17 protein-coding genes and 1 tRNA gene are annotated in these 21,876 nt (G+C 66.0%); 16 read left to right on the top strand and 2 right to left on the bottom strand.

Annotation, left to right across the window (positions count from 1 at the left end):
* Positions 1-28: 28 nt before the first annotated feature.
* From AC3WRC_RS05720 to AC3WRC_RS05655, 14 genes are all read left to right on the top strand, one after another.
* Positions 29-2,263: a chemotaxis protein CheA gene (locus AC3WRC_RS05720; protein ID WP_492303198.1), complete on the top strand. Its 2,235-nt coding sequence runs from the start codon at positions 29-31 to the stop codon at positions 2,261-2,263.
* Positions 2,264-2,266: 3 nt separating this feature from the next.
* Positions 2,267-2,722 carry a chemotaxis protein CheW gene (locus tag AC3WRC_RS05715; protein ID WP_492303197.1) on the top strand — a complete coding sequence of 152 codons (456 nt, stop codon included), beginning with the start codon at positions 2,267-2,269 and terminating at the stop codon, positions 2,720-2,722.
* Positions 2,719-3,579, top strand: coding sequence for a CheR family methyltransferase (locus AC3WRC_RS05710; protein WP_295238413.1), 861 nt, complete (start codon positions 2,719-2,721; stop codon positions 3,577-3,579). The genes AC3WRC_RS05715 and AC3WRC_RS05710 overlap by 4 nt, the downstream gene beginning before the upstream one ends.
* Complete coding sequence (locus tag AC3WRC_RS05705; RefSeq protein ID WP_492303196.1) at positions 3,576-4,613, top strand: protein-glutamate methylesterase/protein-glutamine glutaminase; 1,038 nt, start codon at positions 3,576-3,578, stop codon at positions 4,611-4,613. Before AC3WRC_RS05710 ends, AC3WRC_RS05705 begins: the two co-directional genes overlap by 4 nt.
* A gap of 15 nt (positions 4,614-4,628) precedes the next feature.
* Entirely contained in the window at positions 4,629-5,018 is a 390-nt protein-coding gene (locus AC3WRC_RS05700) for a response regulator (RefSeq protein ID WP_039246211.1), read from the top strand.
* Positions 5,015-5,557, top strand: a complete 543-nt coding sequence (locus AC3WRC_RS05695; protein WP_492303195.1) for a chemotaxis protein CheD — start codon at positions 5,015-5,017, stop codon at positions 5,555-5,557. Before AC3WRC_RS05700 ends, AC3WRC_RS05695 begins: the two co-directional genes overlap by 4 nt.
* A gap of 2 nt (positions 5,558-5,559) precedes the next feature.
* Positions 5,560-5,904, top strand: coding sequence for a DUF8776 family protein (locus tag AC3WRC_RS05690; protein ID WP_045811565.1), 345 nt, complete (start codon positions 5,560-5,562; stop codon positions 5,902-5,904).
* Between the two features lie 4 nt (positions 5,905-5,908).
* Complete coding sequence (locus AC3WRC_RS05685; RefSeq protein WP_066554318.1) at positions 5,909-6,499, top strand: response regulator; 591 nt, start codon at positions 5,909-5,911, stop codon at positions 6,497-6,499.
* The gene (locus tag AC3WRC_RS05680; RefSeq protein WP_492303194.1) at positions 6,496-6,975 is read left to right on the top strand and encodes a chemotaxis protein CheE; all 480 of its coding nucleotides are present in this window, start codon (positions 6,496-6,498) and stop codon (positions 6,973-6,975) included. The genes AC3WRC_RS05685 and AC3WRC_RS05680 overlap by 4 nt, the downstream gene beginning before the upstream one ends.
* A 208-nt stretch (positions 6,976-7,183) precedes the next feature.
* A tRNA-Arg gene (locus AC3WRC_RS05675) sits at positions 7,184-7,260 on the top strand.
* Positions 7,261-7,730: 470 nt separating this feature from the next.
* The gene (locus tag AC3WRC_RS05670; protein ID WP_055753921.1) at positions 7,731-8,318 is read left to right on the top strand and encodes an RNA polymerase sigma factor; all 588 of its coding nucleotides are present in this window, start codon (positions 7,731-7,733) and stop codon (positions 8,316-8,318) included.
* A complete protein-coding gene (locus tag AC3WRC_RS05665) occupies positions 8,315-9,259 on the top strand; it encodes a FecR family protein (protein WP_492303193.1) in 945 nt (314 codons plus the stop codon). Before AC3WRC_RS05670 ends, AC3WRC_RS05665 begins: the two co-directional genes overlap by 4 nt.
* 145 nt (positions 9,260-9,404) lie before the next feature.
* Entirely contained in the window at positions 9,405-12,395 is a 2,991-nt protein-coding gene (locus AC3WRC_RS05660) for a TonB-dependent receptor (protein WP_492303192.1), read from the top strand.
* 77 nt (positions 12,396-12,472) lie between these two features.
* Positions 12,473-13,585: a pectinesterase family protein gene (locus AC3WRC_RS05655; RefSeq protein ID WP_492303191.1), complete on the top strand. Its 1,113-nt coding sequence runs from the start codon at positions 12,473-12,475 to the stop codon at positions 13,583-13,585.
* 541 nt (positions 13,586-14,126) lie between these two features.
* On the opposite strand, the gene AC3WRC_RS05650 is transcribed toward AC3WRC_RS05655, so the two are convergent.
* The gene (locus AC3WRC_RS05650; RefSeq protein ID WP_492303190.1) at positions 14,127-15,596 is read right to left on the bottom strand and encodes an alpha/beta fold hydrolase; all 1,470 of its coding nucleotides are present in this window, start codon (positions 15,594-15,596) and stop codon (positions 14,127-14,129) included.
* Between the two features lie 527 nt (positions 15,597-16,123).
* On the opposite strand from AC3WRC_RS05650, the gene AC3WRC_RS05645 reads away from it, so the two are divergent.
* Positions 16,124-18,427: a TonB-dependent receptor domain-containing protein gene (locus AC3WRC_RS05645; protein WP_492303189.1), complete on the top strand. Its 2,304-nt coding sequence runs from the start codon at positions 16,124-16,126 to the stop codon at positions 18,425-18,427.
* Positions 18,428-18,449: 22 nt separating this feature from the next.
* On the opposite strand, the gene AC3WRC_RS05640 is transcribed toward AC3WRC_RS05645, so the two are convergent.
* Positions 18,450-19,091, bottom strand: coding sequence for a LysE family translocator (locus tag AC3WRC_RS05640; RefSeq protein WP_492303188.1), 642 nt, complete (start codon positions 19,089-19,091; stop codon positions 18,450-18,452).
* 173 nt (positions 19,092-19,264) lie between these two features.
* On the opposite strand from AC3WRC_RS05640, the gene clpB reads away from it, so the two are divergent.
* Positions 19,265-21,853: an ATP-dependent chaperone ClpB gene (gene clpB / locus AC3WRC_RS05635; RefSeq protein WP_492303187.1), complete on the top strand. Its 2,589-nt coding sequence runs from the start codon at positions 19,265-19,267 to the stop codon at positions 21,851-21,853.
* Positions 21,854-21,876: the final 23 nt, after the last annotated feature.

Below are 21,876 nucleotides of genomic sequence, written 5' to 3'. Positions count from 1 at the left end.
CGCCTGAAGCCCGCCGGACCCCGACCTAATGGACGCCTTCGAAGCCATCAAAGCCACCTTCTTCCAGGAGTGCGACGAACTGCTCGCGGACCTGGAAGCCAAGCTGATGCTGCTTGAACAGGGTCAGACCGACCTGGAGACGATCAACGCCGTCTTCCGCGCCGTCCATTCGGTCAAGGGCGGGGCAGGGGCCTTCGGCCTGGAGGCCCTAGTCCGGTTCGCCCACGTCTTCGAGACCCTGATGGACGAACTGCGCGCGGGCCGTAAACCGTGCGACGCCATCACCATCAAGACCCTGCTGCGCGCCTCCGACGTATTGGCCGATCACATTCAGGCCGCGCAAGGGTTGATCCCTCCGGTGGACGAGGCGCGGTCCGCCTCCCTGGTCGCCGAAATGCAGGTCCTGACCCACGGCGGCGAGGCGCCGGTCGAGGTCGAGGAAGACGAGGATGACTTCGGCTTCACCCCCATGGCCTTCGACATGGCGCTGGACGAGCCTGCGTCCCTGCCCATCGCCGACCTGGGCGCGGACGCGCCGTCGGTCGGCTGGCGCATCGTGTTCAAGCCGATGGGCCGGATGTACGTCAACGCCAACGAGACCAGCCTGCTGCTGCGCGAGCTGGGTCGTCTCGGCCCGGTTACGGTCGTCGTGGACGACAGCGAGACGCCGACGCTGGACGCGCTGTCGATCGAGGACGGCTGCCTGACCTGGACCGTCGATCTGGCCGCCGCCGTCGATGAGGCGGCCGTGCGCGAGGTCTTCGACTTCGTCGAAAGCGACTGCGACCTGACCATCACGCCCCTGGGCGCCGGCGGCGCAACCGATATCGGCGCGTTCGACGACGAACCGGCCGCCGTCCTGCCCGCCAGCGACGATCTGGATATCGCTGCCCTGCTGGCCAAGGCTTCCGGCGCCGCCGAGCCGGCGGCCGAAGTGGTGCCCTCCGCCGCCTTGGAGCCCGAGCCGGCCCCGGCGCCGATCATCGCTACGCCCGTCGTTGAGCCCGTCGCCGCACCCGTGGCGGCGACCCCCGCGCCGGCTTCCGCTCCTGTCGCGCCCGCGCCGGTGACGATCCGTGTCGATCTTGATCGGGTGGATCGCCTGATCAATGTCGTCGGCGAACTGGTCATCCAGCAGGCCATGCTGTCGCAGCGCGTCCTGGAAAGCGGCCTGGCCCGCTCGTCGGGCATCGCGCTCGGCCTCGAAGACCTGGAACTGCTGACCCGCGAGATCCAGGACAGCGTCATGGCCATCCGCGCCCAGCCGGTGAAGTCGGTGTTCCAGCGCATGCCGCGCCTGGTGCGCGAAGTCGCCGACATGGTCTCCAAACAGGTCCGTCTGGTCACGGCCGGCGAGGACACAGAGGTCGACAAGACCGTGGTCGAACGCCTGGCCGAGCCCATAACCCATATGCTGCGCAACGCCATCGACCACGGGCTGGAAACGCCCGAGGAGCGCGTCGCCGCCGGCAAGCCGGCCGAGGGCACGGTGCGTCTCGCGGCCCTGCACCGCTCGGGTCGGATCGTCATCGAAATCTCCGACGACGGCCGCGGCATCAACCGCGAACGGGTCAAGAAGATCGCCGTCGACAAGGGTCTGATCGCCGCCGACGCGCCCCTGACCGACGAGCAGATCGACAATCTGATCTTCGCGCCGGGCTTCTCCACCGCCGCCGTCGTGTCCGACATCTCGGGCCGGGGCGTGGGCATGGACGTGGTCAAACGCTCGATCCAGGCGCTGGGCGGCCGCATCTCCATCAGCTCGGTTCCGGGCAAGGGCTCGACCTTCACCCTCAGCCTGCCGCTGACGTTGGCGGTGCTGGACGGCATGGTCGTCGCCGCCGCCGAACAGACGCTGATCGCGCCGCTGCCGGCCATCGTCGAGAGCCTGACCCCGCAAGCCGTCGACCTGCACTTCGTCGGCGGCGTGGATCCCGTCATCCGCTTCCGCGACCGCTTCCTGCCGCTGATCGACGTGGCCCTGATCATGGGCTTCCGCGAACAGCCGATGAACCCGACCGAAGGCGTCGCCGTGGTCGTCGAAACCGAAGGCGGCCAACAGGCGGCCCTGCTGTTCGACGCCATCCAGGGCCAGCGCCAGGTGGTCATCAAGAGCCTGGAAACCAACTACCAGCAGGTCGAGGGCGTCGCCGCTGCCACCATCCTGGGCGACGGGCGCGTCGCCCTGATCCTGGATGTCGACGTGCTGGTCACCGACATGCGCCGCAAATCCGTCCGTCCCGACTTCAAGCTCGCGAGCTGAACCATGACCGAAGCCAAAGATCTCCAGCGTGAACTGATCGCCTTCCGCATCGGCAGTCAGGAATTCTGCGTCGACATAATGTCGGTGCGCGAAATTCGCGGCTGGACGCCGGCGACGCCTCTGCCTCGTTCGCCGGGATACATGAAGGGCGTCATCAACCTGCGCGGCACGGTCCTGCCGATCATCGACCTGGGCGCGCGCTTTGGCCTGACGACCTCGGAACCAACGGCGCGCCACGTCATCATGGTGGCCCATATCGGGGGCCGCATGGTCGGCCTGCTGGTCGACGCCGTGTCCGACATCCTGCAGATGAGCGAGGCCTCGGTCCAGCCGACGCCCGACGTCGCCAGCGATCAGGTGAAGACCTTCGTCAAGGGCATCTTCTCGATCGACGGCCGCATGGTCAGCCTGATCGAACTGGATTACATCCTGCCGCAAGTCGAGGCCGAAGCCGCATGACCGCCGCCGCCGGCCGGGGATCCATCGTCGAGGGCGAGTTCGTCTTCACCGCCGAGGATTTCCGCCACATCGCCCAGATGCTGCACGCCCACGCGGGCATCGCCCTGAACGAGGGCAAGGCCGCGCTCGTGTATTCGCGCCTGGCCAAGCGCCTGCGCACCCTGGGTCTGACCAGCTTCCGCGACTACTGCGCCCTGGTCGAGGGCGTGGATGGCGTGGACGAGCGTCAGAAGATGACGGCGGCCCTGACCACCAATGTCACCCGCTTCTATCGCGAGCCGCACCATTTCGACGACCTGCGCGACAGGGTCATGCCCGAACTGGCGGCGCGCGCCCGCGCCGGCGGCCGGGTCCGCCTGTGGTCGGCGGCCTGCTCGAACGGGCAGGAGCCCTATTCGATGGCCCTGACCGTGCTTCAGGCCCTGCCCGAGGCGGCCGAGCTGGATGTGCGAATCCTGGCCACCGACATCGATCCCAACATGGTCGCCCAAGGCCATGACGGCGTCTATTCCGAAGAGGCGCTGGAGCCCGCGCCCGTCACCCTGTGGCGCAAATATTTCGACCGCGCCGATCGCGGTCAGTGGGTCGCCGGTCCGCAGCTGAAGCGCCTGGTCAGCTTCAAGGAGCTGAACCTGATCGGCGACTGGCCGATGAAGGGCAAGTTCGACGTCATCTTCTGCCGCAACGTCGTCATCTACTTCGACGACGCCACCCAGGAGCGGGTGTGGAAGCGCTTCACCCCGCTGATGAACCCCGGCGCGACCCTCTACATCGGCCACTCCGAACGCGTCTCCGGCCCGGCGACCAGCCAGCTTCAGACCGCCGGCCTGACGACCTATCGCCTGGGTGGCGCATGAGCCCCGTCCGCGTCCTCGTCGTCGACGACAGCCTGACCATGCGCGGGCTGATCTCGGCCGCCCTGAAGTCGGACCCGGACATCGAGGTCGTCGGCACCGCCGCCGATCCCATCGAGGCCCGCGCCGCGATCAAGGCCCTAAACCCCGATGTCCTTACCCTGGACGTCGAGATGCCCAATATGAACGGGCTGGAGTTCCTGGAAAAGATCATGCGGCTGCGGCCCATGCCGGTGGTCATGGTCTCGACCCTGACGGCGGCGGGCACGGACGTGACCCTGGCCGCGCTAGAAATCGGCGCCGTGGACGCGGTGGCCAAGCCGGCGGTCGCCAGCGTCGACGCCTTCCACGACCTGATCGGCAAGGTGAAGACCGCCGCCCGTTCGCGCGTCCGCGCCCGCGGCGACACGCCCGCCGCCGCCGAGGCCCCGCGCGCCTATCACGCCGATCCCAACCAGATCCTCGCCATCGGCTCGTCCACCGGCGGCGTCGAGGCCCTGCTGACGGTGCTCAGCGGCTTCCCTCTGGATTGCCCGGCGACCGTCATCACCCAGCATATGCCGGCGACCTTCACCGCCAGCTTCGCCGCCCGTCTGGACCGCGTCTGCGCCCCGACCGTGACTGAGGCGGTGGACGGCGCCCCGCTGAAGCCGGGCCACATCTATCTGGCCCCCGGCGGCGCAACCCATCTTGAGGTGTCCGGCGGCCTGACACCCCGGTGCCGCCTGATCGCCAGTGATCCCGTCAACGGCCACCGTCCGTCGGTCGATGTGATGTTCGAATCCGTCGCCCGGCTGAAGCGTCCGATGACCGGCGTCATCCTGACCGGCATGGGCCGTGACGGCGCCAAGGGCCTGCTGACCATGCGCCAGGCCGGCGGCCGCACCCTGGGCCAGGACGAGGCGACCTGCGTCGTCTACGGCATGCCCAAGGCCGCCTATGAAATCGGCGCCGTGGAGCGGCAGTTGCCGTTGCACCGCCTGTCCCCCGCCATTCTCGAACTGTGCGCCGATCCGGCCGCGCGGTCTGTCGCCTAATCGGGAGCGTAACCTATGCCCGCCGCCGCCTCACTTCACTGCCTGGTCGTCGACGATCAGATGACGATGCGTTCGCTGGTCCGCACCAGCCTGCAACAGCTCGGCGTGCGCGAGATCCGCGAGGCCGCCGACGGCGAGATCGCCCTGCGCGAGATCGTGTCCAAGCCCGCGCACCTGATCATCTCCGACTACAATATGCCGAACCTGGACGGTCTGGGCCTTCTGCGCGCCGTGCGCGCCCACCCGCCGACCTCCAAGACCGCCTTCATCATGCTGACGGGCCGCGCCGACCGCGAGCTGGTCCAGCGCGCGGTGCAGTTCGGCGTAAACAACTACCTGGTCAAGCCTTTCACCGTCGCTCAGCTGAAGGGCAAGCTGGAAGCCGTTTTCGGTCCCCTGACATGAGTTTCGCCGCCCTGAAGGACACGGTCGAAAAGCGCGTTCACGTCGGTCAGGGCGAGCATTTCATCACGTCCGATCCCAATGTCGTGCTCAGCACCATCCTGGGGTCCTGCGTCGCCATGTGCGTGCGCGATCCGCTGGCGGGCGTCGGCGGCATGAACCACTTCCTGCTGCCCGAAGGCTCGGGCGCAGGCACCGATGCGGGGCGTCGCTACGGCGCCTATGCGATGGAGCTTCTGATCAACGACATGCTCAAGGCCGGCGCCCGTCGCGATCGGCTGGAGGCCAAGCTGTTCGGCGGCGGCCGCATGTTCGACAGCCTGCGCGACGTGGGGCGCAGCAACGCCGACTTCGCCGAGAAATTCCTGCGCGACGAAGGCATTCCCGTCGTCGGCGGCAGCCTGCGCGGCGACGGCGGACGGCGCCTGCACTACTGGCCCGTCACAGGCCGCGCCCTGCAGCGCGCCGTCACCGACGTCGTCGCCCCCAAACCCGCGCCCGTCATGGCTCCGGTCGATACCGGCGCCTTGGAACTGTTCTGAGCATGAGCGCCCCTCCCGAACACGCCGATCTGCTGGCCGCCGTCGCCGACGAGCTGATGCTGGTGCGCGAAGGCATCGACGGGATCGAGGCCCTGGTCAGCGATCTGGTCCGCCGCGCCCCGCCCGAGGAACGTCCCAACGCCCTGACCCAGGCTCAGGCCCTGGACGCCCTGACCCAACGTCTCGAGGCCCTGTCGGGCGTCCTGCGCATGCTGGGCGGCGGCGCCAGCCCGTCCGAGGCCGTCAGCCGCCTGTCGCTGGCCGACATGGCCGGCCGCCTTCGTCCCGCCGCCGGCGAGCATCGCCCGCAATCGAACGCCGACGCCGGCGACCTCATGCTGTTCTGACGCCATGGCCAAGAGCGATCGGGTCAATCTGGCGCACACGACGGTCCTTCTGATCGACGACCAGCCCACGTCGCTGGATATGCTGGGGTCCATCGTCCAGGGCTTCGGCTGCAAGGAGCAGGTCAAATGCGCCTCGGCCCAGGCGGCCGTCGAACTGCTGGCGCGCCGGTCGGTCGATCTGATCCTGATCGACTGCATCATGCCGGACATGGACGGCTATGATTTCGTGCGCTGGCTGCGGCGCGACGCCCCCACGCCGACCCGCTATGTGCCCGTCATCATGATCCTGGGCCACGCTTCCCAGGCCAAGGTCCAGCAGGGCCGCGACTGCGGCGCCAGCTTCATCGTCGCCAAACCCCTGTCGCCGTCCCTGCTGCTGAAACGGATCATCTGGCTGGGCGGCGAGGACCGGGATTTCGTCGAGGCCGAACACTACATCGGGCCCGACCGCAGGGTGCGCAACTATGGGCCGCCCCCCGGCACCGACGGCCGCCGCTCAAGCGACCTGTCCGGCGATCTGGGCGAGGCGGTCGAGGAAAACATGGATCAGGACGACATCGACATGCTGATGAAGCCGATGAAGGTCAGCCTGTGACCGAGCCAGCCGCCGCGCCCAAGACGCCCACCGTCCGCCGCGTCCACACCTCGCTCCAGCGTCAGATGGCGCGACCTGGCGGCCGTCTGATCATTGAGGCCGTATCCCGCGCCAACCAGGCGCTGGATGAACAGCGCGACCATGTCTTCGCCCTGCTGCTGGCCAACGTCGACGCCATCGACGCCCTGTGCGCGACCCGCCCGCAGGATGCCCCGGACCAAATCTACGCCTTGTCCTCCGCCATGGTCGACATGGCCGGCTATCTGGACGTCCCGACCTTCTTCGAGGCCGCCTTCAGCCTGTGCGAGATCGCCGACCGGATGAAGAGCGCCGGCAGCTGGTCGTGGCCCTCGGTCGAGGTGCACGTGCGCGCGCTCCGCCTAACCCTGGCCGCCCAGGGCCAGACCAGCGCCGATTCCGACCGCCTCCTGGAGGGCCTGCGCGCCCTGACCGCTCACGTTCCGCCGGTCGGTTAACGACCGTTCCGTTCTCGCGGAACAAGGGCGAAACGAATCAGGACCGAATCGCTGACATCGTCCGTTTCGTCCTTTGTTCACCGCGATATCTTGTAGGTTAAGGCTCCTTAACCACAAACTCCCGACGCCGCAGTCGCCCGGCCGCCGCCCGACTTTTTCGTCGCCCCGACTTCCCCCCGCCGCCCCGACCCGCTACGGCGTCCTGCGTGGCCCCGTAGCTCAGCTGCATAGAGCAAGGCTTTCCTAAAGCCGAGGTCGCAGGTTGGAGTCCTGCCGGGGTCGCCATCGCGCTGTCGGTGCAAGATAAGGCTGGCACGAATCCAACTTAAGGCGCGAAAAACAAGCTAAGGCAGGATCGAGCAGTCGCGGTGGAATGTCTGCCTATGGCTCATGGCGGAAGTTCGCACCGTCCGCTCTACGACTGTACACTGCACTATTGCTTCAGCCTGAGTTCGGCTGATTATTCGCTTGGTCAGCTACACTGCACGGGGCATATCGGCACTCGCGGCACACACCTTGATCCTGAGGACTATTGTCGGGCGGATCTCTGGGTCAGGAGTGCAGCGGGGGGGGAGGAGGCAGTACCGCACGCCGCACCAGCATGCCGTTAGTGGCTTTGGTCTCGCCTTGAAATCACTCAAGGCTGTCAGCGTCATCCTCACAACGCCAGGCACTGCGCATAGCCATCTCTTTACGTTCACCATCTCCCGAATGCCGCGTTTTGACGGAAACGCCGCCGCCGCGCATCGTGACCCATGGGGGAACTGAAATTGGCTCAAGGCGGTGGAAAATCGGAACGAGAGCGCGTTCGCTGGTTGGGGCATGAAATCTTGCCCCACGAGCAGGATGTTCGCGCTTGGCTTCGGCGATCGCTTGTGACCTCCAACGATGTCGATGATGTCATTCAGGAATCGTATTGCCGATTGGCCAACCTGAAGGCGGTCGAGCAGATCGAGAGTCCTCGCGCTTATTTCTTCCAGACCGCGCGGTCTGTCGTGCTTGAGCAGATGCGCCGCGCCCGCATTGTCCGGATCGACGCCGTGACGGAAATCGACGCCCTGCGCATCGAATGGGACGAACCGTCGCCAGAGCGTATCGCCGGGGGACGCAAGGAACTCGAACGCGTAATGAAGATCGTCGCCACATTGCCCGAACGCAGCCGACGCATCTTCGAGATGCGCCGCGTGCTGGGGCTGTCTCAAAAGGAGATCGCGCGCCAGTTGGGCGTGTCGGAGAACGTGGTCGAGAACGAAGCCGCGCGCGGGTTGAAAGCCGTCCTGGCAGGCTTGGCAAAGGCTGACGCTAATGTCGCCCCATCATCGACCGGGGAGCGGCGTGCATGAGCCGTGAAGCTTCCACAGAGATCGACGCGGCGGCGGCCAATTGGGCCGCTCGACTGGACGCAAACGTGATTAGCGCGTCCGACCAGGCGGCCTTGGACGACTGGCTGGCTGGCGACAGCCGTCGTGAGGGCGCTTTGTGGCGGGCGCGGGCGGTCATGGCCTTGATGGTCGAGCCCATGCCTCAGACCCAAACGCACCGGGCGCCGGCGAAGCCCGACCGTCGCGTGCTTCTCGGGGGGATGGGATTGGCGGCGGCTGTCGCGGCCGGGGTCGTTCTGACGCCGATCTTGTCGCGTCAGCGCTACCGGACCTTGGTGGGCGAGATTCGCCGCGTGCCCTTGGCCGACGGGTCGATGGCGGCGATAAACACCGACACGACATTGGACATCCGCTTTCAGAAGGCCGAACGCGCCGTGATCCTTGATCAGGGAGAGGCGTGGTTTCAGGTCGCAAAAGATCGAGCGCGGCCTTTCGTCGTGGCGGCGGGCGATGTGCGCGTCCAAGCGGTCGGCACTGCCTTCTCAGTTCGCCGCAAGTCCGGCGGGGCCGAAGTTCGCGTGACGGAAGGCGTCGTGGAGGTCTGGAGCGACAAGGGCGTTGGAAAAATGCGCCGCCGCGTCGCCGCCGGTGAACAGGTGTTCGTCAGCGACAAGGCCGGCGCGTCCAGCCCGGTGAAGCGTCCGCTGGAAATGGACCGAGCGCTGTCTTGGCGAGAAGGGCAGATTGTTCTGGATGGCGACACGATCGGCGCGGCGGCAGCTGAGTTCAACCGCTACAACAACCGCAAGATTGTGATCGTCGATCCGGATCTGGAAGGCCGTACCGTGGTCGGATGGTTCCGCACCAACGAACCGGAAAGCTTCGCCCAGGCTGTGGGCGTCGCCCATGACGCGAGCGTGAAGGTGGGCGCAGATGTCATCATGCTGGGTGGCGCCGGATAAATCTTTTTCGTCCGGCGACGGAAAGTCGATCGTCGAACATCGAGACTCTAGGAACCCTCGAAGAAGGGTCCGGGAACCAGGAAACAGAAAAAGGGAGGGCCGACGCATGGCCATGTCGCGAAACCAAGGCGCGAAGGCGTCGCTGATGATCGCCGTCAGCACGATGGCGCTGGCCGGCGCCGGCGCCGTTCAGGCTCAGGCCAGACAGTTCAATGTCCCGGCGCAGCCTGCCTCGACCGGCGTGCCCGCCTTCGCACGCCAAGCGGATCTTCAAATCCTGGCGTCGACCGACGCGGTCGCAGGACAACGGACCGCCGCTGTGCAAGGCGTCTATTCGGTTGATCAGGGGCTGGGCCGGCTCCTGCAGGGCAGCAATCTGGTGGTGGCGTCCAACAACGGTCGGACGGCAGTGCTCGCCGGCGCGAGCGTCGCGCCCCAAACCGTCGCCCAGGGTAGCGAGGTCGAAGACCAGGCGGACGAAGTTGAAACTATCGTGGTAACCGGTTTCCGTGCGTCGCTGGGCAGCGCGCTGACGGCCAAGCGACGAGCCAATGGCGTCGTCGATGTGATCAAGGCCGAGGATATGGCCGATTTTCCGGACGCCAACCTTGCGGAGTCCATTCAACGGGTGCCTGGCGTCTCCATCGCACGCGACGCTGGCGAAGGCCGTCAGATCACGGTGCGAGGGCTGGGGCCGCAATTCACACGCGTGCGCATCAACGGCGTCGAGGGACAGAGCACCGCGTCGGGCACGGACAGCTCAGGCGGCGCCAACCGCAACCGAGCCTTCGACTTCAACGTCTTCGCGTCCGAGCTTTTCAACAGCATCACGGTCCGCAAGACCGCCTCGGCCGAAACGGAAGAGGGGTCGTTGGGCGCTACGGTCGATCTGCAGACCGGTCGTCCGTTCGACTACGCCGGCGCCAACCTCGTTGTGTCGGGCCAATACGGCTACAATGATCTGTCCCGTGAATGGGACCCGCGGTTCGCGGCGCTCGCCAGCAATACCTGGATGGATGGGCGTCTCGGGGCCCTCGTCTCGGTGGCCTACACCAAGCGTCGGCTTCTGGAGGAAGGACATGGTTCCGGCGGCTGGCTCAACGGGACCGAGGCTGGGGGCTATAACCCCGCATCACCCTTTGCCGATGCGAGGCGGGCCGATGTCTATACGCCTCGTTTTCCGCGCTACGGACGCCTGACGCACGATCAGGAGCGCTTAGGCCTGACGGGATCGGTGCAGTTCCGGCCGCAGGAACAGACGCTGATCAATCTTGATCTGCTCTACTCCGACTTCAAAGCCACGCGTCAGGAAAACTGGCTGGAAGCCCTGTCCTTCGCGCGCAACGCGTCGCAGGGCGGCCGACCAGAAATCATCGTGCGCGACGGCGTCATCGATGCCAACGGCGACATGGTCTACGGCTTGTTCGATGACGTCGATGTGGAGACGGAAACTCGCTACGACGAACTCGACACCAAATATACGCAAGGGACGCTGAGCCTCGAGCACGCGTTCAGCGACCGATTCAGGATCAAGGGCCTGGTGGGCTATTCCAAGTCTGATTTTGACAATCCGATCCAGACGACGGTCATTCTCAACCGTGAAAATTCGGACAACTACTCATACGACTATCGCGAAAACCGCAACGCGCCATTGATCCGGTTCGGCTATGACGTGACCGACCCGCTGGCCTACAACTTCGGGGCGGCGCGCTCGGAAATCCGCCTGCGCCCGCAGGGCGTCACCAACACGATCAAGACTGCGCAACTTGACGGCGGCTACGATCTGACGCCGTCGCTGACGCTTAAGGCCGGGGTGAACTACAAAGAATATGAGTTCGACTCCTGGGCTCTGGCGCGGGTCAACGAGGGCGTGGTGCCGCAACTGCCTGCTGGCGTGACCCTGGCCAGCCTGACCGAGTTGGTCAGCGGGTTTGGTCGCAATCTTGGCGCACCGAACGGCACCGTCACCAACTGGATCGCGCCGAACCTCAACGCCTTTGCCGACCTGTTTGACATTTACAGCGGCACGGGGCTGTTCGAACTCAGCGGCGCCTCCAACGCCAATGCCCGTGGCAACATCCGCAATGTGACCGAGAAGGACTCGGCCGCCTATCTGCAGCTCGACTTCGACACCGAACTTGGAGGCGTTCCGGTACGCGGCGACATCGGTGTGCGCTACGTCAAGACGAAACAGAGCTCGACCGGCTATCAACTGGTCGCCGGCGCGGCGCAGCAGACGACCGTCGATCGCGACTATGACGACGTTCTACCGGCGCTGAATCTGACGGCCGAAGTCACGCCGGACTTTCTGGTGCGGTTCGGCGCCGCCAAGGTCATGACCCGTCCAAACCTCGGCAGTGTGACGCCGGGCGGCAGCCTCAGCACGGTCGGCGTGTTCAGCGTCAGCTCGGGCAATCCGTATTTGGATCCCATCCGCGCCACGACCTACGATTTGTCGGCGGAATGGTATTTCGCGCCTGACGCCCTGCTGTCAGTCGGCCTGTTCTACAAGGACATCGAAAGCTACATTCAAACCTCTCGAACCTCCCAGCCTTTCAATCAATCCGGCTTGCCGCTGGAGTTGCTGAACGGCCTGGGTGTTTCGCCCAGCGATGTCTTCCTGTTCAGCCAGCCGGTGAACACCGAAGGCGGCCCGCTGAAGGGGATCGAGGTCAGCTATCAGCAGCCCTTCACCTTCCTGCCCGGACCGTTCGACAATCTCGGCGCCATCTTCAACGTCACGCTGGTGGACTCCAAGATCAGCTATATTTCCTCGCGATCGCCGACGGGCTTCGTTGAAAATGATCTGCTCGGCCTTTCGAAGACCGCCTACAACGCCACCCTCTATTACGAAGACGATCGGTTCAGCGCCCGCGTCTCGGCCGCCTATCGCGATCGCTATCTTACCGCGGTCCCTAGCGGCACCAGCACCAATGACATCGATGGCGTGCGTGACATCGTGACGGTGGACGCCTCGGCCTCCTATGCTTTGACGGACCGCATCAAGGTGACGTTCGAAGGTTTGAATCTGACCGACGCCTTCAATGAGCAGTACACCGACAGTCGCCGCGACAGCATCTACGTCTATTCGCACACCGGAAGGCAGTACAACTTCGGCGTCCGCTACACCTTCTAAGACACTCCCAACTCCTCCGGGAGACTGGGCGCTGGCCGACCTGTCGGCCGGCGCCTTCTTTTTCATTAGGGGCTCTCATGCGTCTGTCATTCTCGCGCCGTCAGGCGCTTGTCGCCGCAGCAGCTTTGCCGATGATGGCGCCGCCGTCTTCCTGGGCCGCTGTGGCGCCCTACGATGCTGTGCTGGGGACAAGCGACGCCGGTCGTCGGGTCGGCGCGCCTTCCTATCCCACCCTTTCCGCCGCCATCGCCGCCGCACCGGCGGACGGGCGAAAGCCGTTCCGCATCCTGATCACGCGCGGCATCTGGACCGAGCAAGTTGTGGTCGATAAGCCCTTCGTTCATCTGATCGGCGAGGATCGGTCAGGCTCGGTGATCAATCACCTGTCGGCATCGGGATTGGCGGCGCCAGATGGGCGGATGTGGGGCACATTCCGCACCCCGACCCTGTTCGTTCGCGCGCCCGATTTTCGCGCCGAGAACCTGACGATCAATAATGCCTTCGACGGTCTGGCGGAAATGACCAAGCCGAACGGCCTGCACTCTCACAATGGCGCAGGGCCCCAAGCCGTGGCTCTGATGATGGACAAGGGGTCGGATCGCGCGGTCATCCGGAACTGCGATATTCTCAGCTATCAGGACACCTTGTTCCCCGATGCGGGCGCGACGCTGTTCGAAAAATGCCTGATCACTGGCAGCTATGACTTCATCTTCGGTGGTGGGCGTGCTTGGTTCGAACGTTGCGAAATCCGATCTCGACTGCGTCCCGCCGATCCGGTCGAAGGCTATATCGCCGCCCCAAGCACACCGATCGAGCAGGACTACGGCTTTGTCTTCCACGATTGCCGTCTCACCAGGGACGCCGGCGTCCTGCGGCATTCCGTGTTTTTGGGACGCCCTTGGCGACCGTCCAGCACCTTCCCTGATGGTCGGTACGGCGATCCGAAGTTTGTCGGCGCAGCGACCTTCCTCGACTGCTGGATGGACGATCATATCGCGCCGGCGGGCTGGACCGAGATGTGGTACACCGGCCGCGACGGCAATCCCCGCACAATGCTCCAGCCCGAGAACGCCCGCTTCGCCAGTTTCGGATCGCGCGGTCCCGGTCGCGCGGACTTTTCGCGTGGGAAGCGCCTGACGATCGAGCAGGCGAGGCGGATCGATAGAGGCGCCGTCATAGGGCGTTGGTAGCCCTTACGCAGGGTGCTCCAATCTTCTTGACACTGCTGCTAGCCCAATGAGATCAGGCTCACCACCCCGGTGCATTTCGGGGCCCTTGGCGAGTGCTCTATTCAATCATTTTCATTATCGTCCATCTGAGCGGAGGAGTTCAGCGGGGCGCCGAGAGCTGGTTGGCGATGACGCCGATCAAGCTGTAATTTACGAGCTAGTCGATCTGGATTTGAGCGTGTGAACCGCTCGCCGCCTTGAGCATGGCCCCTTCGCGCGCCTTCATCGAAGCGCAACGCTTGGCAGTGCACCCCGAACAGACGCCCGATTTTGTGATCGGAGACGAGGAGCAACAACTAACCCAGCTTGATCGATAGTAGCTCCGGTGGCCTTCTCGAACGTCCGCCAGCTTCAAGAAGCAAATGAACCGCGGCACCAATACATCAAGTGCGGCCGCAAGAGGCTCGGAGTTGATGTCCCGTTTTCGATGGCAGTCCCACGTCCGCTGTTGGCGCGTTGCGGCGGCGCGGTCAGATCGCGACCGCTATCCACGAGCGGCGGCTTATCTCTGCTCTGCTGCGCTGGCGGAGAAATCCGCCCCCGCGAGCTTCGAAACGCAGGTCAGGTTCGGCGGGGCTGTGGGGTCGTTGATGAAGTCGAAGGCCATCCGGCCGCCGCAGGCATTGAAGCTCGCGCCGTGGCTCAGACCCGGCATGAGGACAAAGAACGCCTTTGGCATATTCGCCAAAAGACGCCGCCCCCACTGAGGCGGGGTGGATGGGTCGAACTCGCCGGCCAGGATCAAGGTCGGCGTCTCGCTTACGACCGGCTCATTCGCAGAGGAGGCCGCGGCCGCAACATCCCAGGCTTCGCACATTTCAGGCGAGGCGGCCCTCGCATCGATGCCGCCGAGGCCGTTTCTCGACGCGGTCTGCGCGCGAACCCGATCACCATTTTCGAACGGCATCTCTTCGCCGCACCAGACGGACAGCCGCAGTCCCCAACTGAATGAGGCAGGGTCCTGGGCCTCGCCGATCCAGCGGGCCAGTTCTTCGTAACGTCCCCCTAGCGCATCTCCCACAGCGCGGGGGATCAGCGGAATACGGCGAGGGTCCTGCAGAGCGGCCGCGACGCCCTGCACGACCTGGGCGCCACGAACCTCGATGGAAGGATCCGTCAGCCCGAACGGGAGGCGTTCGTTATCGGCGCGGGAGACCAGGGTGTCGAAATCGCCCCGCGGGTTGGGCCACTTGGCGGCGCAGGCCGGATCGACAGCGCAGCCATCGAAGACGGCGTTCAGGGCGCGCCAAGTGTTGGCGGTGGCCGTCTCGTCATAGCCGACTTCCGGCGGCAGCGCGGAATCAAGGACCATCGCCCTGACCGACGTCGGATGACGACGCGCGACTGTAAGGGCCAGACGGGTTCCGTAGGACAAGGCGTAGAGGTTGAGTTGCGGATAGCCGAGAGCGACGCGGAGATCTTCGATATCGTCAGCGGCTTCCGCCGAGGTGTAGCCGTTCAGGTCCGCACCGGCAGTGACGAGCCGCGAGCGGCACGTCGTAGCGGCCGTAACCAGGCCGGCGTCCGCCGCTTCGGCCCCCAGCCGGCCGGCAGCGATCTCACGCTTCGTCGTGATAATTTCTGGGCAGTCCAGAGCCGAGGTAGAGAGGCGCGCGCCGCGTGGCTCCAGGAGCACCTGATCGCGCTGATCGAGGAAGGGGTTGTTCCGTCCCGACCGTTGGCCTGTCAGGGCGCTGTTTCCTGGACCGCCGGTCAAGAACACGACCGGGTCTGCGACGGGTTGGGGCGACCGGCTGCGGAAGATCATCACTGGCAGCCGGATCAGCCGGCTGTCGGCGATGGCCCGGTTCTCGGGGACGCTGAGCGTTCCGCATTCGATCTTCTCATCTGGTGCGACCTCGACCGCGCAGCGTCCGGTCACAAAGGCGGATCGCGAAGGCCCCGCCTGACCGAGCGCTGTTGCAGGGATGGCCGCGATCAACGAAAGCCACAGTAAGTTTGTTTTGAACATGTCGATCCCCGTCTCGAGGCGACCGTCATGACTACTGCCGCTTAGCGCAACTTAATCATTGGTAACGGCCCAATCCGTCAGAGACAGCGGTTTCAGCTTAACTCGTAGGGCCCGAGCGAATGTCTGCTTCTCGGGAAGGGAGTAATGTCCGCTGCTGGCGCATAGCGGCAGCCTTATAAGCAAAAGCTGGCGAGGGCGTCGCAAATCGGTCCCGTAGCTCGGGCCATATCTCCCAGTCATCGCGACCTATTAGCGTAAGCGATTACGGGTCTTCGGTCCGTCTAGCCGGAGAGACCTTCCTTGTCCGAATGGGACCAGCTTGTTGTCTGCGTCATGCCCAATATCGGCGCGGCCAAGAGAGGTCAGGCCGCTGCGGTCCTCCGCTCGGCCGCGAGCGCTGCGGTCGGATGAAGAAGATGTAATCGGAATGAAGAAGATGTAACTTTGCGATGCAAAGTGGGCGGGATAGTCAGGCTGATCCACGGGCGCAAACAGACGCCCGCGCACTCTTTCAGGATCGCCGGGGCATGACCTCTTCCAAACTCGTTCTCATGCTGGGTGCGGCCGCCGTCGCCCTGCCCGGCGCCGCTCTGGCTCAATCCCAGAATTCGTCCCAGACCGTCTCGCAGACCCCGCCGCCGGCGACGACGAGCCAGCCGGCCGCCCAGACCCCGGCGACGACGGCGCAGACGCCCGCGCCGCGAACTCAGACGACCGAACCGGCCCAGCAACAGCAGCCCGCCAGCGTCGGCGATGTGGTCGTCAACGCCCGCGCCAATGACGTGCGCACCTCGATCGACTCGGTCAGCTACAGCCTGGCCAATGACCTTCAGGCGACGACGGGCAGTCTGGCCGACGCGCTCCGCAACGTGCCGTCGGTGGACGTGGACCCGGAGGGCAACGTGTCTCTTCGCGGCGACGCGAATGTCACCATCCTGGTCGATGGCCGCCCGTCCGGCATCCTGACCGGCCCCGGTCGCGGTCAGGCCCTGATCCAGCTGCCGGCCAGCCAGTACGCCCGCATCGAGGTCATGACCAATCCGTCCGCCGCCTACAGCCCCGAGGGTTCGGGCGGGGTCATCAACCTGATCACCAAGCCCACGGCGCCCAAGCCGGGGACCCAGACGACCGGCTCGCTGCGCGTCAACGTCGGCGACAACGGCCGCTGGAACGCGGGCCTCAGCGGCTCGTATCAGAAGGATCGCCTGACCCTGTCCGGCGACGCCAGCTATCGCTCCGATCCGACCGAACTGACCTTCAACCGCGTCCGTGAACAGCTGGACCCGGTCACCGGCGCGGTGGTTTCCACCACGACCGTCGAACAGCCGGTGGAGTCCGAGCAGAACGGCGCCTTCGCCCGCTTCACGGCCGAATACAAGCTGGACGACAAGACCCAGCTGACTGGCGAACTGCGCGGCGTGGCCTTTGACGGCACAGGCTCGGGCGACGGCCTGTATGAAACCCGCAACGCCGCCGGCGCGGTGACCGGCGCCTATCGCCGGGTCGGCGATTCCGACTTCACCTTCAACAATTGGGGCGCCACGGCGCGCGTGCTGCGCCGCTTCGACGGCGACGGCCATGAGTGGTCCAACGAGCTGCGCTACGATTCCAACGCCAACGACACCACCAGCCAGACCCTGACCACCTTCCTGACCCCGGCGGGCGCGGCTCTGTACGAACGGACCAAGACAGCGGTCGATCAGGTGACCTGGGGCTTCACCAGCGCCTATACCCGCCCGATGTCCGACGGCGGCAAGCTGCGCCTGGGCTATGAGCTGAACGCCCAGCGCCCCGAGCAGGACGCCGAGTTCCTGCGCGGTCCCTCGCAGGCGGCCTTGGCGCCGGTCCCGGCCCTGAACAACCGCTTCGAAGCGACCCAGACGGTGCATGCCCTGTACACCACCTATGAGCGGCCGCTGGGCGAGAAGCTGTCGGCCCAGCTGGGTCTGCGGCTTGAGCAGGCGGACATCGAGATCAAGGATCTGACCGGCGGCGCCTCGGCGTCCCAGGACTATTTCCGCGCCTATCCGACCGCCCACGTCCAGTATCAGCTGACGCCCGAACAGACCCTGCGCGCCAGCTATTCGCGCCGCATCCAGCGGCCCCAGCCCAGCCAGCTGAATCCCTTCGTCGTCTATCAGGACCCGCTGAACGTCCGCTCGGGCAATCCGGATCTGGAGCCGCAGGAGACCGACAGCTTCGAGGCCATGTGGCAGATGCGAAAGGGCCAGAGCTTCTATCAGGCCACCGCCTATCTGCGGAACACCGACAAGGCGTTCACAGACGTGGCGTCCGACATCGGCGGCGGCGTCTTCCTGACCCGTCCGGAAAACCTGGGCTCGCGCCGCGACCTGGGCGTGGAGGCGACGGCGAACGGGCGTCTGCATCCGACCCTGCGCTACAGCGCCAGCGTCAACGTCTTCCGTCAGGAGATCGACTCGGGCGCCGTCGTCGGCGGCGGCGACCGCGAGGCGACCCTGGCCAGCGGGCGTCTCAGCCTGAACTGGCAGCCGACTGCCAAGGACTTCGTCCAGGTCTCCAGCTTCTGGCAGGGCGACAGCCTGTTGGCCCAGGGCCGGCGCGAGGCCGGCGGCATGATCAATCTGGGCTATCGCAGGAAGCTGAACGAGCAGCTGTCGTTCAACTTCACCGCGCGGGATATCTTCAACACCTTCAACACCACGACCATCTACGAGACGCCGCAGTTCCGCGAACGCTCGGAGCAGGACATCAAGCTGCGGGCCTTCTACATCGGCCTGACCTGGAACTTCGGCGGTCCGCGCCGCCAGCCGGAACAGTTCGACTTCTCGACCGGCCCGACCGGGGGCTGACGCCCTGACGGGAGATGCGGGCTCAGGTTCGCGTCTCCCAGGCCAGCCAGGCGGCAACCACGATCAGGCCGCCGGCCATCACCGCGCGCAGGGCGCGATCCTGCATCCGAGGCGCCAGCCGCGCCGCGCCCGCGCCACCGATCACGATCAGGCTGTGCACCAGGACGGCGACCGCCAGATGCAGGCTCCCCAGCGTCAGGGCTTGGCTCAGCGGCGCGCCGTGGTCCGGCCGCATGAAGGTCGGCAGAAGTGCCACATAGAAGACCGCGGCCTTGGGGTTCAGCAGATTGCCCATCAGGCCGCGCACGAACAGGCCGCGCAGCGAGCGGCCGTCTGGCGTGGGCGCCGCCTCGATTGTCGGCGCGCGCCAGGCCTCCCACGCCAGCCACAGCAGAAACAGCACGCCCGCCCAGCGCAGGCCCTGATACAGCGGCGGCCAGACGGAAAAGACCTCCGTCAGCCCATAGGCGGCCGCCAGCATCCACACCGCCAGCCCCAGGGTCACGCCCGCCACCGCCGCGAAACCGGCCAGCCGTCCCCGCGACAGGGCGACCAGCGCCAGCCAACCCATGTTCGGCCCCGGCGTCAGCTCGATCAGCGCCACGGCGATCAGAAAGGGGCCGACGACGGCCGGATCGACGGGCCAGGCGGAATGGGCGATCACGAGGCGCTCCTGTTCGCCAGAGCCTAGGCGCGCGGCGGCGAAACGGACAGCCCCGAAAGCCGCCCCGCGGACCCCTTGTGTGACCCGATCGTCACACCCACCTCGATCTCAACAGCGCGCTGCTCAGCAGAGGGCGCGCTGAAATCCATCCGCCTCCCGAGGGGACTGAAACCATGAATCTCGAACTCTATTCCGACCGCGCCAAACAGGCCGTCCAATCGGCCCAGTCGCTGGCCCTGGCCCGCCGACACCAGCAGTTCGCGCCCGAGCATCTGCTCAAGGTGCTGCTGGAGGAACGCGACGGTCTGGCCCGCAACCTGATCACCGCCGCCGGCGGCGACGCCCGCCGCGCCGAGGCCGATGTCGAAACCGCGCTGAAGAAGCGCGCCCAGGTCACCGGCGGCTCTGGGCAGCTCTATCTGGACGGCGACACCGCGCGTGTGTTCGCCGCCGCCGAGGACGCCTCGAAAAAGGCCGGCGACGCCTTCGTCACGACCGAACGCCTGCTGGCCGCGCTCGCCAGGGAAGGCGGGGTCGCCGCCGAGGTGCTGAAGGCTTCGGGCGTCACCGCCGACAAGCTGGAGGCCGCCATCGCCGAGGTGCGCAAGGGCAAGACCGCCGACAGCGCCGGCGCCGAGGACGGCTACGACGCCCTGAAACGCTACGCCCGCGACCTGACCCTGGCCGCCCGCGACGGCAAGATCGACCCGGTCATCGGCCGCGACGAAGAGATCCGCCGCACCATCCAGGTCCTGGCCCGCCGCACCAAGAACAACCCCGTCCTGATCGGCGAACCCGGCGTCGGCAAGACCGCCATCGTCGAGGGCCTGGCCCTGCGCATCGTCAACGGCGACGTGCCCGAATCCCTGCGCGACAAGACCGTCATGGCGCTGGACATGGGCAGCCTGATCGCCGGCGCGAAGTATCGCGGCGAGTTCGAGGAACGGCTGAAATCCGTCTTGTCCGAAGTCTCGGCCGCCGAGGGCGGCATCATCCTGTTCATCGACGAGATGCACACCCTGGTCGGCGCCGGAAAGGGCGACGGCGCCATGGACGCCTCCAATCTGCTGAAGCCGGCGCTTGCGCGCGGCGAGCTGCACTGCGTCGGCGCCACGACCCTGGATGAATACCGCAAACACGTCGAGAAGGACGCCGCGCTCGCCCGCCGCTTCCAGCCGGTCTTCGTCGCCGAACCGACGGTGGAGGACACCGTCTCCATCCTGCGCGGCCTCAAGGAGAAGTACGAGGTCCACCACGGCGTGCGCATTTCCGACAGCGCGATTGTCGCCGCCGCCACCCTGTCGAACCGCTACATCACCGACCGCTTCCTGCCGGATAAGGCCATCGACCTGATCGACGAGGCCGCCAGCCGCGTGCGCATGGCCGTGGATTCCAAGCCCGAGGCCCTGGACGAAATCGACCGCCGCCTGGTCCAGCTGAAGATCGAACGCGAGGCCCTGAAGAAGGAAACCGACCAGGCCTCCCAACACCGTCTGGAAAAGCTGGAGGACGAGATCGCCGATCTGGAAGGCCAGTCCGACGACCTGACCACCCAGTGGAAGGCCGAAAAGGACAAGGTCGGCCAGGGTGCCCAGCTGCGCGAAACCCTGGACCGCCTGCGCCTGGAACTCGCCAACGCCCAGCGCGCCGGCGACCTGGGCCGGGCGTCAGAGATCGCCTATGGTCAGATCCCCCAGATCGAAAAGCAGCTCGAAGAGGCCGAGGCCAATGAGACTTCCGGCAAGGGCCCCCTGACCCCCGAGGTCGTCGACGCCGAACAGATCGCCGCCGTCGTCAGCCGCTGGACCGGCGTGCCCGTCGACAAGATGCTGGAGGGCGAACGCGAGAAACTGCTCCAGATGGAGACCGCGCTCGGCGGTCGCGTGGTGGGTCAGGACGAGGCGCTGGCCGCCGTCTCCGACGCCGTGCGCCGCGCCCGCGCCGGCCTGAACGACCCCAACCGTCCGCTGGGCAGCTTCCTATTCCTGGGCCCGACCGGCGTGGGCAAGACCGAACTGACCAAGGCGCTGGCCGACTTCCTGTTCGACGACGAGGCGGCCATCACCCGCCTGGATATGTCGGAATATATGGAGAAGCACAGCGTCTCCCGCCTGATCGGCGCCCCTCCCGGCTATGTCGGCTATGACGAGGGCGGCGCCCTGACCGAGGCCGTGCGTCGTCGCCCCTATCAGGTCGTCCTGTTCGACGAGGTCGAAAAGGCTCACCCCGACGTCTTCAACGTGCTGCTGCAGGTGCTCGACGACGGCCGCCTGACGGACGGGCAGGGCCGCACCATCGATTTCAGGAACACCCTGATCATCATGACCTCCAACCTGGGCAGCCAGTATCTGGCCGATCAGGGCGAGGGCGATGATGTGGAGGCCGTGCGCCCCTTCGTCATGGACGCCGTGCGCGCCCACTTCCGCCCCGAGTTCCTGAACCGGATCGACGAGATCATCCTGTTCCACCGCCTGGGCCGCGACCAGATGGGCGGGATCGTCCGCATCCAGCTGTCACGCTTCGAGAAGCTGCTCGCCGACCGCCGCCTGACCCTGGACCTGGACGACAGCGCCCTGGCCTGGCTCGCCGACCGCGGCTACGACCCCGCCTATGGCGCGCGGCCGCTGAAACGCGTCATCCAGAAGGACCTGGTCGACCCGATCGCCCGCAAACTCCTGGCCGGCGAGATCGAGGACGGCGGGGTGATTGCGGTGACGGCCGGCGAGGGCGGATTGGAGATCGGGAAGATGCGGGTGCACTAGGACTTTTCTTTTCAACTCCCAGT

It is taken from the genome of Brevundimonas sp. EU05-FHT14B07 (assembly GCF_058790795.1).
Note: the sequence above shows the minus strand (reverse complement) of the source record. Positions and strands in the feature narration are given on the sequence as shown.

What these genes read in the sequence shown, in the direction of transcription:
- AC3WRC_RS05720 (WP_492303198.1), top strand. Translation starts at nt 29, where the DNA reads ATGGACGCCTTCGAAGCCATCAAAGCCACCTTCTTCCAGGAGTGCGAC.
- AC3WRC_RS05715 (WP_492303197.1), top strand. Translation starts at nt 2,267, where the DNA reads ATGACCGAAGCCAAAGATCTCCAGCGTGAACTGATCGCCTTCCGCATC.
- AC3WRC_RS05710 (WP_295238413.1), top strand. Translation starts at nt 2,719, where the DNA reads ATGACCGCCGCCGCCGGCCGGGGATCCATCGTCGAGGGCGAGTTCGTC.
- AC3WRC_RS05705 (WP_492303196.1), top strand. Translation starts at nt 3,576, where the DNA reads ATGAGCCCCGTCCGCGTCCTCGTCGTCGACGACAGCCTGACCATGCGC.
- AC3WRC_RS05700 (WP_039246211.1), top strand. Translation starts at nt 4,629, where the DNA reads ATGCCCGCCGCCGCCTCACTTCACTGCCTGGTCGTCGACGATCAGATG.
- AC3WRC_RS05695 (WP_492303195.1), top strand. Translation starts at nt 5,015, where the DNA reads ATGAGTTTCGCCGCCCTGAAGGACACGGTCGAAAAGCGCGTTCACGTC.
- AC3WRC_RS05690 (WP_045811565.1), top strand. Translation starts at nt 5,560, where the DNA reads ATGAGCGCCCCTCCCGAACACGCCGATCTGCTGGCCGCCGTCGCCGAC.
- AC3WRC_RS05685 (WP_066554318.1), top strand. Translation starts at nt 5,909, where the DNA reads ATGGCCAAGAGCGATCGGGTCAATCTGGCGCACACGACGGTCCTTCTG.
- AC3WRC_RS05670 (WP_055753921.1), top strand. Translation starts at nt 7,731, where the DNA reads ATGGGGGAACTGAAATTGGCTCAAGGCGGTGGAAAATCGGAACGAGAG.
- AC3WRC_RS05665 (WP_492303193.1), top strand. Translation starts at nt 8,315, where the DNA reads ATGAGCCGTGAAGCTTCCACAGAGATCGACGCGGCGGCGGCCAATTGG.
- AC3WRC_RS05660 (WP_492303192.1), top strand. Translation starts at nt 9,405, where the DNA reads ATGATCGCCGTCAGCACGATGGCGCTGGCCGGCGCCGGCGCCGTTCAG.
- AC3WRC_RS05655 (WP_492303191.1), top strand. Translation starts at nt 12,473, where the DNA reads ATGCGTCTGTCATTCTCGCGCCGTCAGGCGCTTGTCGCCGCAGCAGCT.
- AC3WRC_RS05650 (WP_492303190.1), bottom strand. Translation starts at nt 15,596, where the DNA reads ATGTTCAAAACAAACTTACTGTGGCTTTCGTTGATCGCGGCCATCCCT.
- AC3WRC_RS05645 (WP_492303189.1), top strand. Translation starts at nt 16,124, where the DNA reads ATGACCTCTTCCAAACTCGTTCTCATGCTGGGTGCGGCCGCCGTCGCC.
- clpB (WP_492303187.1), top strand. Translation starts at nt 19,265, where the DNA reads ATGAATCTCGAACTCTATTCCGACCGCGCCAAACAGGCCGTCCAATCG.